The organism is Limnothrix sp. HT2024, assembly GCF_059138625.1.
The window spans coordinates 231,186-244,911 of the sequence record NZ_CM181121.1 but is presented as its reverse complement, the minus strand read 5'-3'; the positions used below and the strand labels follow the sequence as shown (position 1 = coordinate 244,911).

Sequence of the window (13,726 nt, the reverse complement as noted above, 5' to 3'; positions counted from 1 at the left end):
GTACGCCCTAATGGTCACGAAATGGTTGATTCGTACTCCTATGCACCGAGGATTGAGGCGACCCAACCGATCCGTTGTCGTTGAATGTGCCATGGGTGGCGGTGCATGGGAGCGGTGCATGGGAGATGAATTGCGATTGGTATTGTCTTCCGAGCGTTCTCCCATGCACCCTACGGGTTGATCGAGCGGTGAATGGTGGAATAGGGCCAGTCGGTGGGGGTGGTGACGTGGCCGTGTTTGACGGGATTTTGGTGAATGTAGTGGATGTGGTTTTGGAAGTCAGTTTCATCGCGAACTTTGTGCTCCCAGAACCGACGCTGCCAATAGGGGCGATCGCCTCGATGACGACGCGATCGACTGCTGGGTAAGTCGATCGGTAAGTGACGGGTGCAAATCTGAGTGGTGCGGGTTTTGATCAGCCGCCACCGCGTCGAAAAATCATCGTCGCCTGCCGGTAACGTCCAGATGCAATGGAGATGATCGGGCAGCAGCACCCATGCATCGATCGAAAATGGATAGGCGGCTTGGGTGGTGCGAATGGCCTGGCGCAGGGCTTGTCGGGCGATCGGCTCACAAAGCCACGGATAGCGAGCGTAGGTGACAACCGTAAAAAAGTACGTACCCCCTGCCTCTCGCCAGCGCCGATAATTGGGCATCGTATCCATCCTCCCCATGAATTACCGCATCCATTATTCACAACCCCACAAATCCCGTAGGGTGCATGGGAGCAAGCCCCAATGGTCACGAGCCGGTGGATTTGTTCTCCCATGCACCGCAGAGTGATCGCCCCCAACCGATCGATGTTGTTGAATGCGTTATGAATTTCGCCACATCGTAGGGTGCATGGGAGTAATTTCAGTTATTACAAAATGGCACATTTGTTCTCTCATGCACCGCAGAGCGATCGCCCCCAATCGATCAATGTTGTTGAATGCGTTATGGGTTGTGGAAATGGTCGTTGAATGCGTTATGGGTTGTGGTGCATGGGAGAGGAATGGTGATGGTCGTTTGTTCCCGAGCGCGCTCCCATGCACCCTACGGGGTTATGGGGTGAGGTGGGATTGGAGTAGGTCGATCGCCCGGTGTAGGTCGGGGGTTTGGAGGGGCGATCGGGCGATCGCTTGGGAGGCTTCCAGCACGCCGCCGCGAATTACGCAGATTTCGTTGGGGTTGGGGAGGCTGGCGAGGGTCTGGGTGAGTTGCTCAAAACCGGCTTCGACGTTGCCCAACAGGATGGACAGGATCGACCAATGGAGTTGTTCTTGATCGCCAGAGTTGGGGCAGAGTTGCAGGCTTTCGGCTAGGAGCGATCGCGCCTGTTCCAAGTCCGATTGCAGGGCGCGAACGGCGGCCAAGTTAAAGACTGGCATATAGAAATCGGGTTTGAGTTCTCTGGCTTTCAATAAATAGGCGCTGGCTTCGTCTAGGCGATCGCTAATTAGGCACAAAAAGCCGAGATTATTGGGCGAAATTTCATCACTGGGATCGAGTTCTGCTACTTTTTGGAAAGTGGCGATCGATCCAGCAATATCCCCTTGCTCAAATTGAAGCAATCCTAAGTCGTAGTAGGGCGAAGTGTTTTGCGGGTCAAGCTCGATCGCCCGTTGGAAAGCAGCGACCGCCTCATCGTAGCGTTCTTGGGCTTTCAGAACATCACCCAAATTTCTGAAATCACGGGCGCGTTCTTCGATGCTGAGAGCTTGTCGATAGGCGGCTTCGGCTTCGGAATAGCGCTGAAGATTATTGAGTGACAATCCCAGATTGCTGTGGGCATAGACATAGTTCGGGTCAAGCTCGATCGCCCGTTGGTAAGCAGCGATCGCCTCCTCATACCGCTTCAGATCGCTATACGCAAGACCCAAATTGTTGTGGACATAGACAAAGTTTGGGTCAAGCTCGATCGCCCGTTGGTAAGCAGCAATCGCTTCCTCATACCGCTTCAGATCGCGATACGCAATACCCAAATTGTTGTGGGCATAGACATAGTTTAGATCAAGCTCGATCGCCCGTTGGTAAGCAGCGATCGCCTCCTCATACCGCTTCAGATCGCTATACGCAAGACCCAAATTGTTGTGATAAGCAGATCCATTTGAGTCAAGCTCGATCGCCCGTTGGAAAGCAGCGATCGCCTCCTCATGCCGCTTCAGATCGCGATACGCAGCACCCAATCCGTTGTGGGGAGCAGCATAGTTTGGGTCAAGCTCGATCGCCCGTTGGCAAGCAGCGATCGCCTCCTCATAACGCTTCAGCTCGCGATACGCATTACCCAAATTGTTGTAGCGAACTGCATTTGGTTCGATCTCGATCGCCCGTTGGTAAGCAGCGATGGCCTCTTCATAGCGTTCCAGATCGCGATACGCATTACCCAATCCGTTGTGGGCATAGACAAAGTTTGGGTCAAGCTCGATCGCCCGTTGGTAAGCAGCGATCGCCTCCTCATACCGCTTCAGATCGCGATACACATTACCTGAATTGTTGTGATAACCAGCTTCATTGGGGTCAAGCTTGATCGCCCGTTGGTAAGCAGCGATCGCTTCTTCATACCGCTTCAGATTGCAATACGCAATACCCAAATTGTTGTGGGCATAGACATAGTTTTGATCAAGCTTGATCACCCGTTGGTAAGCAGCGATCGCCTCCTCATACCGCTTCAGATCGCGATACGCAAGACCCAAATTGTTGTGGGCATAGACAAAGTTTGGGTCAAGCTTGATCGCCTGTTGGAAAGCAGCGATCGCCTCCTCATACTGCTTCAAACCGTAATACGCATTACCCAATCCGTTGTGGGCATAGACATAGTTTGGGTCAAGCTCGATCGCCCGTTGATAAATCTCAACTGCCTCTTCATTTCGTTTGGCTTCATTCAGCGCAACGGCCTGTCTGTAGAGATACCATGCGCGATCGGGTTGGAGGGTGCAGGCTCGTTCCGCCGCGCGGAGACCTTCCGGGGAAGGCACTGCGGATGTTTTGCCTTCTGGCCAGAGGAAACGGAGAGCCAGATCGTCGTAGAGATCAGCAATTTCTTCGCGCAGGGAATTGCTAGGGTCAGGGTAGCGACGATCGAGCGCTTCCAAAGCCTGAAGCGCCGCGACAAATTGCTTTTGGCCATAGAGCAACCGAGCGCGCTCCAATTCCAGCGTGGCCGCCCGCTCCGGGTAGCTGTCCGTGGCCAGCCAGCCCCGCCGCGCCAACTTGTCCAGCTCATCCAACAACGCCCGCCGCCGATCGCAGTCAAAGTCGCGCCGTTTGTTCCAGTCCCCCTTAAAGCACTCATAGCGGCGGCGACCATCCGCCGACAAACACCGCTCAAACTTGCCCAACACCCGCACCAATTCCCAGGCAAAAACGCGATCGGCTAGCCACCCTTCCACAAACGCCCCCAACCAAAATTTCCAAGCCGCGATTTCGTCCCGATCGGGATCTCGGGCTTTCCAGAAGTGATGGTGCGCCACATCCAACCACAGATCCTTGGCGTTTTTGGACTCAAACCGATCGGCCAAGTCCGGCAACTCCTCGGCTTTGGCCGCTAGCCGATCGCTCAGATGGGCCAAGGCGCGATCGTTTAAGGCTTGTACGGTCGGCCGTTCCCGCTGGGCCGCCATCCGTAAATAGGGCTGCAAATAGTTCAACAAGTTGTCGTGCAGTCGGCAATCATCCGCAAACACAAAGGAATAGCGGGTTTGCAAATTCTCCAGCGCCACACTCAGATCCTCGGTCTGCAACATCGCCGCCAACAGGGATCGATCGGGCCGCCGCACCATCGCCAAGCTATAAATCGCCGCCAAATCTTGCCCCAGCGCTGCCGCCCCATCGCCCGCTTGCAAACAATGCACCAAAAATCGCTCCGTCATGGCCGCGATCGCCCGATCTCGCGGGGTTTTGGTTGCATCCGCCGGAGCCGGAGCCAAAATCTACTTCAGGGTCAAATTCGGGCGATCACGCCAAATGCTGGCAATTTCCGCCACCATGAACGGAATCCCCAAGGAAAACTCCCGAATCGCCTGGGCATCCGCATCTTCATCGTCGATCGGGTGATCGGGCACTTTGCGGGCAAAATACTCGCGAATTTCCGCCTCCCCAAACTCATCCAGCGCCTTGGCATAGAGCTTGGCTTCGGGAAAATCATCGCCATAGCCCTTGAAATAAATCTCGCCCCGCTTGCCGCTGTTCCGCAGGTTCGATCGCCCCGACACCACCCAGCTCACCCGGCCGCCCGCCGCCTGCATCACCAACCGCACGATCGCATCACATTCGGGGCGATCGACCACCTCATAGGTATCCAAAAACATCAGCACGGGTCTTTGGGCCGCCAACTTGCCCAACCCCTTACCCAACGCAGCAGCCAACACCTGAGCGGGCCGCTCAAAAACTTCTAGCTCTTCGCGCTTCAGTTGGGTTTGCAACCAGGTTTTGACCTGCGGCAACACTTTGGTGGTCACTTCGGCCAGGGTGTCGATTTGTCCTTCATAGTCCTTGGCAAAGTCGCTGCGATTGGCCAAGCTCAAAGCTCCTTTCGCCAAACTCGCCAAGGCTTTCGACCAATCTGGATTGCCGCCCTGCTGTTCTTCTTGGAGTTTTTTGCTGACTTTTTCGTTAGCGTCTTCCAAGTTCTTCAGCCGCTGCTCGTAATCACTAAACACCTTGCGATCGATCTTGGCGGCACAATCAAACACCACATCCAACACGGCCCGCGCCGCGATTTGGTCGCGCGGCCCTTGTAGGCTCGGCCGATTGGTGCGCTCGGTTTCCCAGTCAATTTTCAGGATCGTGAACCGATCGACCCAAGCCCGATCACCCGGATTTTTGTCGCGCAATTTCCCTTCCGCGATCGCCATCAACCGCCGAATCAGGGTGCTTTTGCCCATGCCCCCTTCCCCATGAAACAAAAAGATCCAAGGGCTGTTGGGGTGCGGATCGGGTTCGCGATCGTCGCGCATTAACCCGATCGTGTTGAGTAATTTGCGTCGGCGAGATAAGCCCACCTGCGATCGCAACAGTTCCCGAAATCGGCGCTGTTCTTCGGTACGCGCCAGAAAAAACTCAACCTCAGATCCAGCAGGCAAAGCAGCAGGGCGATCGGTCATGGTGAACCAGCAGGAGACGGCCTTCTTTGTAGCTTAGGCCGTCACTTGGGTTCTGAGTAGGGCCGCAACCCGGAAGGCGCGATCGCCCCTAGTGACCGCCGGTTGGTGCTCGGCCCTTGCGACCCTTGCCCAGCAACAACAACAGCGGCAACGAAGCCAAAAACGCCATCCCCACCACCCAAAACGTATCGGCAAACGACAAAATCGACGATTGCAAACTGAGAACGCGATCGAGCGAGGCGATCGCCTGTTGGTGCGCCGTCGTGGGGTCAATGCCGCGACCTTGAAACGCGCCGGTCAGGGCATCCAGCCGCCCTTGGGTTTCCGGGTTATACAGACTCAAGTGCTCACTCAACACACTGCGGTGAAACGCATTCCGCTGATCCAACAGCGTCGTCAAAATCGCGATGCCAATGCTGCCGCCCAATTGCCGCGTCAGGTTATAAAACCCCGACCCGGCGGGAATGTCAGCCGGGGGCAACGAACCGAGGGTCGCCAAACTCAGGGGCAAAAACATCATCACCGTGCCCACGCCCCGGAAAATCAGCGGATAGAACAACGAATCGCTGCTGGAGTCGGGGTTGAGGGTCGCTAGGGAAAACATCACGCCGCTGGTCATGACGCTGCCCACCGCGATCGCCCAGCGGGGATCGATGAAGCTGCTCACTTTGCCCAGGAGCATCATCGTGGCGGCGGAGGCCAGGGCCCCCGGCAACAGCAACAGGCCCGTTTGCTGGGCGGTGTAGTGCAACACGCTCTGGGCAAAAATCGGCACGGCGAACAACGTGCCATACAGCCCCATGCCCACCACGGCGGAATAGACACTGCCGGCCGCGAGCGAGCGATGGCGCAACACGCGCAAGTCCACGGCCGGGTGGCGCACGGTCAGCTCCCGCCAAATAAACAGGGCTAGCCCAACAATCGCGGCGATCGCCAGGGCGATGATCATGGGCGATTCAAACCAGTTGTCCTGCTCCCCTTCTTCCAGGAAGGTTTGCAAGCTGCCCACGGCGATCGTTAGCAGGGCAATGCCCCACCAATCGACCGATCGCCGCTGGCCGGAGCGATCGGGCGGGCGATCGGCCGGCAAAAACAGCAGGGCCATCACCACCGCCGCGATGCCGAAGGGAATATTAATGAAGAAGATCCAGCGCCACCCGAGGGTATCGGTCAAATAGCCGCCGAGGGTCGGGCCGATCGCTGGGCCCGTAATCACGCCGACCCCGAAGACCGCTTGGGCCAGACCCTGTTCGGCGGGCGGAAAGCTTTGGAACAAAATCGATTGGGCCTTGGCCAGCAAACCGCCGCCCAGCAGCCCTTGCAAGATGCGGGCGGCCACTAGCTCGGTCAAACTGCCGGACAGGCCGCAGAGGATGGAGGCGATCGTGAAGCCCGCCAGCGAGAGGACGAAGTAGCGCTTTTGGCCAAAGGTTTCGCCCAGCCAAGCCGTCAGGGGAATCACGATCACGTTGGCGATCGCGTAGCCCGTGACGATCCAGCCGATTTCACTGAGGGTGGCTCCGACGCTGGATTGAATATCCGTGAGGGCGACGTTGACGATGCTGGTGTCGATCACTTCCAGGATTGCGCCCAGGGAAGCGGTGGCGGCGATCGCCCATTTCAGCCAGCCGGTGGGATAGGCCGGGGCGATCGCGGGATGGGAGGTTGCACTCATGGGGCCTGGCTCCTAGCGCACCGCCACGCTGACATTGGCGGACATGCCCGGCGTGACCTGGGCTTCGTAGCCGCGCAAACTGTCGGGGTCGATCGCAATCCGCACGGGAATCCGCTGCACCACTTTGGTGAAGTTGCCCGTGGCGTTGTCCGGGGGCAGCAGGGCAAATTGCGCGCCGGAGGCGGGGGCCAGGCTTTCCACCTGGCCGCGGAACGGGTGATCGGGAAAGGCATCGAGCCGAATTTCGACCGCTTCGCCGGGATGCATCCGCTGCACTTGGGTTTCTTTGAAGTTGGCTTCGATCCAGAGTTGATCCCCGACGATCGCCATTAGGGGCTGGCCCGCCTGCACCTGTGCGCCCACTTCCACGGATTTGCGGCCAATCCGACCGCTGACGGGGGCAACGATCGTCGTGTAGGACAACTGCAACTGGGCGGCGCGCAGGTCGGCGGCCTGGCGGGCAATTTGGGCCGTGGCGGCGGCGTAGCGATCGCGGTTCACCTGGGTTTGGTTGCCGGTGGCGCGGGCCTGTTGCAGATCCCCCTGGCGCGATTGGCGGGTGGCCTTGGCCCGATCGACCCCTTGGCGGGCCTGGGCCACGCGGGCGATCGCCTGTTGCACCTGTTGGCGGGCGGCGGCGGTTTGGGCCAGGGCCACATCGTAGGCCGCCTTGGCCGCATCCCGTTGCTGGGCGGCGATCGCCCCGTCTTGGTAGAGCGCATTGTAGCGATCGAAGTCCGCCTTCGCTTTGGTCAGGGCCGCTTGAGCCTCGGCCAAATTCGCCTGCGCCACCGGCACACCTGCGCTGGCTTCATTCAAGGCTGCCTCGGCATTGGCGATCGCAGCGGTGGCATCGTTCAGGTCACCCCGCGCCGTGGTCAGTTGGGCGGCGGTGTTGGCTCCGGCCAGGGCGATCGAAGATTGGGCCGCCCGGGCATCCTGCTGCGCTGCCACTAATGCCGCCTGGGATTGCTGCATCTTCACTTGATAGTCCGTCGGGTCGAGGCGCACCAACACTGAACCCGCCGCCACATGCTGGTTTTCCTCGATCGCCACCGCCGTTACTGTGCCCGGTACGCGGCTGGCCACTTGATAAAGATGGCCCGCCACCTGGGCGTTGTCCGTTTCCTCGTGGGTGGAGGCGTATTGCCAAAACTGCCAGGCCCAACGACCACCCGCGATCGCCCCGACCGTCACCACCAACACCGCGATCGCCAGGCCGATCGGGTGACGCTTTTGGGGCGCAGGCTCGGGCGTGGGGTCAATGGTTGGGGCGATCGGGCGATCGGTTTCGGGCGCTTCGATCGGCTCCAGCTTGGTCACGGGCGGCTGAGAGCCATTGCGATCAATGTCATTCATCAACTGGGGTTTCACAATCTCTAACCTCCGTGGAACAGTGAAATGGCAGATTATTACGGGTGTTTTTATTTCGTATGCGTATTATTGGGCCGATTAATTAGAGGGCGGTGGGTATTGCCCACCCTACTAGCGGGTTCTGGATTTAGTCGGATCGGATCAAATTGCCGATCGCCCGATCGACTAAATCGGACATCAGTTGGCGATCGGGTTCGGAAAATCCATGCAGGGTTTCCTCGCGCATTTGCACCGCGATCGGCGGCAAAATTTCTCGCATTTGCCAACCCAGATCCGTCAGCCAAATTCGCCAGACGCGCCGATCGTGGCAGTCGCGCTCCCGCCGAATCAGGCCGCGCTCCTCCATTCGATCAAGTGCGCCGGTCATCGTCCCGCCCACCTGCCGCAGCCGATCGCCGATCGCGCAGGTGGCCAGCCCGTCTTGATCCCACAGGCAACAGAGCACCACCCAGTGAAACGGCGTGAGGCCATGGGGTTCCAGCAGTTCTTGAAACCGCCGTCCCATCAGTTGCGACAGCAGCCGGATCCGATAGCCCAGGCCATTGGGAGCCAAGACCTCTCGCCAAGGCGCAGTGGAAAGGGACGATCGAGCAGTGGCGTTCATGGGAAAACCGTAAGCATGATTTATTTCGTGTACTAACTATTTAAGCACGAAATAAAATTCTGAGTACTATCTGAGCACCGCTGGCCATCTGGGCCATGATGAGGTGCTTAGGATCAGGGACGATCACCCCCGATCGCCCCTAAGCCTTGGCTACAATCCGATCGAGCTGCTCGATCGCCCTGACCTATGCCGCCGATCCTTGCTGAAGCCCTGACCCTGCGACCGCTGCAAGTGCGCGATTATCAATGCCTGATTGATCAGGGTTGTTTTGGCCCGGAAGAACATATTGAATTGCTCAATGGTCAACTGATTCAAATGGCTGCTAAGGGAACCCGCCATGCCGCCGCTGTCAGTCGTTTGGCGCGGCTGCTGGGTCGGCAATTGGGCGAAACGGTGCTGATTCGGCTGCAAGACCCGATCGCCCTGAATGACCAGTCCCAACCTGAACCCGACCTGGCGATCGTCCGGCCCCATCCCCTCGACTATGCCGACCATCACCCCACCCCAGCGGAAATCCATTGGCTGATTGAAGTGGCGGACAGCACCCTCACCTACGACACCCAAACCAAGGCCCGTGCCTATGCCCAAGCAAGCTTGGCGGATTATTGGGTGCTAGATTTACCGGGCGATCGGCTCTGGGTGTTCCGCAATCCAAACCAGGCGGGCTATGGACTGGTTATGCAGCTCGATCGCGTCCAATCGATCGCCCCGATCGCCTTTCCGAATTGCACTTGGCCCCTGGCGGACTTGCTGCCGATCGCCTCGGACTCTTGAGCAACCTGGGCCAAGGGGCGTTAGGCTGGGCAAGAGCGCGGCCAAGGAACCTCAAAATGGCATTGGAATCGATCGAACGGGCGGAAACGGTGGAGCGAGCGACCCTGCTGGCGGGGTTCCATGCCCTCGGCGATCCGATTCGGTTGGGGGCGATCGAACATTTGCGGCAGGGCGAATTGTGCGTGTGCGACCTCTGCGAGCTGCTGGGGGTCAGCCAATCAAAGCTGTCGTTTCACCTGAAAGTGCTTCGGGAAGCGGGCTTGATTGAAGTGCGCCAGGACGGCCGCTGGAACTATTACCGGCTGAATCCGGCGGGCTTTGAGCGTTTAGAACAATATTTAACGAGTTTTGCGGGGTTGGTGATTACGGGCGATCGCGCCGCCTGTTCCTAGCGATTCCGCCGCGCCTACCAACTAGCCGCGCCCGCAAACAAGGCTTGCCCCTTCGGTGGGACAGACAAGGGGTTTAAACCCCTTGCCCCCTCGATGGGATTGCTGGGGGTTTTCAAATCAATTTTTTTTGAATTCATCAATTTTTTTTGAACTATTCCTGGCACAATGGAGGCGATCGGGGCAATCGGTGCGCATTGCCCGATCGCGAGGTGCTATGACCATCAATCCCAGTGCCAAGGCCCCGAAGGTGGGCGGCCAACTCAGTTTTTTTGAACGCTATCTGACCGTTTGGGTGCTGGTTTGCATCGGGGTCGGCATTCTGTTGGGGCGGTTGTTTCCCGATGTGGCGATCGCCCTGGATGCCTGGACGGTGCATCAGGTGTCAATCCCGATCGCGGTCTGCCTGTTTTTCATGATGTATCCCATCATGGTGAAAATCGATTTCACCCAAGCCAAACGGGCCATGCGATCGCCCAAGCCGGTATTGCTGACTTTGGTTGTGAATTGGGGGATCAAGCCCTTCACGATGATCGCGATCGCCCAGCTATTTTTAGGCCATTGGTTCCGCCCACTGATCCAAGGTTCCGAGTTATTGCGTGGTGAATCAATTGCTCTCGCAGATTCCTACATTGCCGGGGCAATTTTGTTAGGCATTGCGCCCTGCACGGCCATGGTGTTGATGTGGGGCTATCTCTGCTATGGCAATCAGGGCCACACCTTGGTGATGGTGGCGGTGAATTCGCTGACCATGCTGCTGCTCTATGCGCCTTTGGGGCGATGGCTATTGGCGGCCAACGATTTGGCGGTTCCTTGGGCTACGATCGCCCTGTCCGTGTTGATCTATGTGGGCTTGCCCTTGGCAGCGGGCATCTACACACGCCACTGGATTTTTAAATACAAGGGAGCCGATTGGTTTGAGCAAAAATTTTTGCACTACCTCAGCCCGATCGCCACTTCAGCATTGCTCTTAACCCTGATTTTGCTCTTTGCCTTTAAGGGAGAGTTAATCGTTAACAATCCGCTGCATATTTTCCTAATTGCCGTGCCGTTACTGATTCAAACCCTGGCAATTTTTGGGATCACCTATGCCTTAGCGAAACCCCTGAAATTGGTCTATGAAGATGCGGCTCCGGCGGCTTTAATTGGCGCGAGCAATCATTTTGAAGTGGCGATCGCCACGGCGGTGATGTTGTTTGGGTTGAATTCGGGGGCGGCCCTAGCGACGGTGGTGGGCGTGTTGATTGAAGTGCCGGTGATGTTGTTGCTGGTGGAATGCTGTCGGCGCACGGCCCACTGGTTCCCCCGATCGCCCGAAAAGGCCACCTTGCTCGATCCCCGTTGTGCGCGTCTTTAAGTTGTGTGTGTCTTTAAGTTGTTGAGCTTAGTGCGTTTTGAGATTGGGAGGGCAATGGAATGAAATCGGTGATGTTTGTTTGTCGGCGCAATTCTTGTCGATCGCAGATGGCGGAAGGCTGGGCGAAAACCCTGGGGGCGGGCAAAATTCGGGTGGTGAGTTCCGGTCTCGAAGCCAGCCGGGTGCATCCCACGGCGATCGCGGTGATGGACGAAGCGGGAATTGAGATCAGCGACCAAACCTCCAACGCCCTGGCGGAGTTCTCGCCGGAGGACTTTGATGGGGTGATTTCCCTCTGTGGCTGTGGGGTGAATTTGCCGGAAGCTTGGGCGCTGCGGGAACTATTTGAGGATTGGCAACTGGACGATCCCGATGGCCAACCGATCGAGGTGTTTCGGCGGGTGCGCGACGAAATTCGCGATCGCGTCACGGCCTTGATCGATCAGATCAGCCAGATTAGCCAAATCAGTCCCTAATTCAGTGGCACTAAGGCTTCAACCGCCGCCACCAAGCGCGATCGCACCGTGGGCAAGTCGGCGGCCGGATCCGTGAGCGAAATGACCGATCGGGCTGTTCCCAGCAGCATGGCGTTGAAACCGCCCGCATCGCCGGAGCCGCGAAAATCCGTGCGCAGCGCCACGATCGGCAACTGACGTGCGAACGCATAGCCACATTCCCAACAGGTTCCCGAATCCGCATCGGCCCCGTCCAATACCGCGATCACGGCATTGGCCTGATCCAGCCCCAATCGACAGCGTTCAAAAATCGCTTGCGGATCACTGAGGCCCGCACATTCCGCCTGGGGCAAGAAAACGGCATAGCCCAAGGTTTGCAGTTCCTCGGCGAGGGTTTGGTTCAGCCAGCGCTCTCCCAAGGAAAACAGTGGGCCAGCCCAATAAAGCCGCAAGGGGCGATCGGCCCTTGGGGCGGCCAAATGGGCGCGGCCGGTTTGCAAAATGGCGTGAAACGGTTCCATCAGGGCCGGTGGCATAGGCCCCAGGGCAGTCACCACCTGTTCAGCCCAGTCGAAATAGGCCTGGCGACGGGCGATCGACCAGCGTTCCGGCGGCGACTGATCCACATCCCGCAAGTTGCAAATTTTGTCCACCAGCTTCACCAGCTTGGCCCGATCGCTCAAGGTGGGTGCATGGTCAATTTGCAACTGCTTTCGCTCGGCCTGGGGCAATCGCTTATCGTCCGTTACTTCTTGCACCAGGGCGGCAATGTCGGGGCCAAAGTGGGCGACCAATTCGGCGGCGGTGGTGTCTGTATCCTCGATCGTGTCATGGAGCAGGGCTGCCGCCAACACTTGAGGGTCTGTGATTTGGGCCTCATGCACCAGCGCCCGCAACAGGGCGATCGGGTGGTTGATATAGGGCGATCGCTCTCGATCCTTGCGCCGTTGGTGTCGATGCTTTTCCGCTGCAAAGGCCAAGGCTCGCGCTAACAAATCCAGTTGGGGCCAACCGTTGGGGAAATCGATCGGGCGATGGCTTTCCGATTCAGTGATCGGCTGAGAATCCATAGAACTAAGGGCAAAAACAGCGGTTAAACAGTGGGTGCAGCCGAAAGCGGGAGCGCCTCATCCCCCACACGCGATCGCAACAGTTGCCAAAGTCGTCGATCGGTGAAGTTTTCAATCACCAACGAGGCCCCGGCTTGGGTCAGTTCTTCTGGCGCGTGGGTGGTGCTCAGACCCACGGTGAAAATCCCTGCCGCCACCGCCGATCGCACCCCGGGGGGTGAATCCTCAAAGGCGATCGCCCCACTGGCCAGCAGGTTCAGCCGTTCCAGCCCCAACCGATAGGGCGCGGGATCCGGTTTGCCGGGGGGCGCTTCTTCCGCCAGCACCACCGTTGCGAACCGTTCCCGCAGCCCCAAAGCCGTCAGCATATGGATCGCATTGTCCTTGGGCGCATTGGTCACCACCGCCATCGGCAGATTGCAAGGTTCCAGGGTTTTCAGCAGCAAGGGCAACCCCAGCACCGGTTCCAGGTCGGGGGCTAACTGCCGAAATAGCGCTTCCTTGCGATCGCTCAGGGCTGCTCCCTCGGCCACGGAATAGCTGGGCAACAAATCCACCACAATTTGGGCATTGGTGCGGCCGCTGATGATTTGTTCATAAATCGTGGGCGTAAGGTCATAGCCCACTTCCGCCAAAACCAGTTCCCAAGCTCGGTAATGCAAGGGATTGGTTTCAGTTAAAGTGCCATCCAAATCGAATAGCAAGCCGAAGGAATTGGGCAACGAATCAGCGGACAACATGGCAAACGCAAGGGGAGAAGGGGAAGGAGATGTTATGCAAGTCGATCAATGCAAACCAATTGATTGAATTTGATCGATCAACCATCGATCGAATCTATGAGTTGGTGTTTGATTTTTGATCGCTCGAATCCATGAGTTGGTGTTTGATTTTTGATCGCTCGAATCCATGAGTTAGTGCTTGATCGCGAACGCTTGATCAATCGT

12 protein-coding genes and 1 pseudogene are annotated in these 13,726 nt (G+C 57.8%); 4 read left to right on the top strand and 9 right to left on the bottom strand.

All coding sequences use genetic code 11. The annotated features are described in order from the left end of the window. Window positions 1-170: 170 nt before the first annotated feature. The 6 genes from AC2IAX_RS00995 to AC2IAX_RS00970 all read right to left on the bottom strand — a co-directional run bounded on the left by AC2IAX_RS00995 (window position 171) and on the right by AC2IAX_RS00970 (window position 8,737). Entirely contained in the window at window positions 171-656 is a 486-nt protein-coding gene (locus AC2IAX_RS00995; protein ID WP_494388935.1) for an REP-associated tyrosine transposase, read from the bottom strand. A gap of 387 nt (window positions 657-1,043) precedes the next feature. Continuing rightward, complete coding sequence (locus tag AC2IAX_RS00990; protein ID WP_494388934.1) at window positions 1,044-3,908, bottom strand: tetratricopeptide repeat protein; 2,865 nt, start codon at window positions 3,906-3,908, stop codon at window positions 1,044-1,046. A gap of 3 nt (window positions 3,909-3,911) precedes the next feature. After that, a complete protein-coding gene (locus AC2IAX_RS00985) occupies window positions 3,912-5,084 on the bottom strand; it encodes a hypothetical protein (protein ID WP_494388933.1) in 1,173 nt (390 codons plus the stop codon). An 88-nt stretch (window positions 5,085-5,172) separates the two neighbouring features. Beyond that, window positions 5,173-6,759, bottom strand: a complete 1,587-nt coding sequence (locus AC2IAX_RS00980) for a DHA2 family efflux MFS transporter permease subunit (RefSeq protein WP_494388932.1) — start codon at window positions 6,757-6,759, stop codon at window positions 5,173-5,175. 12 nt (window positions 6,760-6,771) lie between these two features. Next, window positions 6,772-8,133 (bottom strand): HlyD family secretion protein, encoded by a 1,362-nt coding sequence (locus tag AC2IAX_RS00975; protein WP_494388931.1) that lies wholly within the window; start codon window positions 8,131-8,133, stop codon window positions 6,772-6,774. 127 nt (window positions 8,134-8,260) lie between these two features. Further along, entirely contained in the window at window positions 8,261-8,737 is a 477-nt protein-coding gene (locus AC2IAX_RS00970; RefSeq protein WP_494388930.1) for a MarR family winged helix-turn-helix transcriptional regulator, read from the bottom strand. A gap of 186 nt (window positions 8,738-8,923) precedes the next feature. On the opposite strand from AC2IAX_RS00970, the gene AC2IAX_RS00965 reads away from it, so the two are divergent. From AC2IAX_RS00965 to arsC, 4 genes are all read left to right on the top strand, one after another. Further along, on the top strand, window positions 8,924-9,511 hold the full coding sequence (locus tag AC2IAX_RS00965) for a Uma2 family endonuclease (protein WP_494388929.1): 588 nt from the start codon (window positions 8,924-8,926) through the stop codon (window positions 9,509-9,511). A gap of 56 nt (window positions 9,512-9,567) precedes the next feature. Beyond that, a complete protein-coding gene (locus AC2IAX_RS00960) occupies window positions 9,568-9,903 on the top strand; it encodes an ArsR/SmtB family transcription factor (protein WP_494388928.1) in 336 nt (111 codons plus the stop codon). A 214-nt stretch (window positions 9,904-10,117) separates the two neighbouring features. Next, window positions 10,118-11,257, top strand: a complete 1,140-nt coding sequence (arsB, locus tag AC2IAX_RS00955; RefSeq protein ID WP_494388927.1) for an ACR3 family arsenite efflux transporter — start codon at window positions 10,118-10,120, stop codon at window positions 11,255-11,257. A 59-nt stretch (window positions 11,258-11,316) separates the two neighbouring features. Further along, window positions 11,317-11,733, top strand: a complete 417-nt coding sequence (gene arsC, locus AC2IAX_RS00950) for an arsenate reductase, glutathione/glutaredoxin type (protein ID WP_494388926.1) — start codon at window positions 11,317-11,319, stop codon at window positions 11,731-11,733. Here the strand turns inward: arsC and AC2IAX_RS00945 are convergent. From AC2IAX_RS00945 to AC2IAX_RS00935, 3 genes and pseudogenes are all read right to left on the bottom strand, one after another. Further along, window positions 11,730-12,233 carry a nucleoside 2-deoxyribosyltransferase gene (locus AC2IAX_RS00945; RefSeq protein ID WP_494390455.1) on the bottom strand — a complete coding sequence of 168 codons (504 nt, stop codon included), beginning with the start codon at window positions 12,231-12,233 and terminating at the stop codon, window positions 11,730-11,732. The two genes, arsC and AC2IAX_RS00945, sit on opposite strands and share 4 nt — an antisense overlap. Next, window positions 12,216-12,713, bottom strand: a pseudogene (locus tag AC2IAX_RS00940) (HD domain-containing protein); the annotation flags it as partial. The pseudogene AC2IAX_RS00940 and the gene AC2IAX_RS00945, both read right to left, overlap by 18 nt. Window positions 12,714-12,805: 92 nt before the next feature. Further along, window positions 12,806-13,522, bottom strand: a complete 717-nt coding sequence (locus AC2IAX_RS00935) for an HAD family hydrolase (RefSeq protein WP_494388925.1) — start codon at window positions 13,520-13,522, stop codon at window positions 12,806-12,808. Between the last annotated feature and the right edge of the window lie 204 nt (window positions 13,523-13,726).